The organism is Tenacibaculum sp. L6, assembly GCF_028823685.1.
In the GTDB taxonomy this organism is placed as follows: Bacteria; Bacteroidota; Bacteroidia; order Flavobacteriales; family Flavobacteriaceae; genus Polaribacter.
Genome location: NZ_JAPEHZ010000214.1, coordinates 1 through 282 on the forward strand (window position 1 = coordinate 1; position 282 = coordinate 282).

General features: G+C 37.2%; 1 pseudogene. It reads right to left on the reverse strand.

Annotated elements, in window-relative coordinates:
* Nucleotides 1–72: 72 nt before the first annotated feature.
* A pseudogene (locus tag OU788_RS12775) lies at nucleotides 73–282 on the reverse strand (hypothetical protein); the annotation flags it as partial.

Here is a 282-nt window from a genome sequence, read left to right on the forward strand (position 1 = left end):
CAAAAGAAATAGCCGATAAGGCAGTTACCTTGCCATAGGATTTTGATATGTTGGATACGGTAATGCCCATGTTTACTCGAAATATTCGTCGTAGGCATTTACATTTTGCTCAATGCTCTTATAAATGCGTTGTGCTTCATCCAGTGTTTTAGCCTCTTCTAAAGCATCAATTTTTTCAATTAAAGGAAGTAACCATACGTGAAGATTATCGTGCGAAGGCGCTTTCATGGAACACTCCTTGATGACATAGTTTTTCTCTTTATTTAAGGCATTGACAATCTC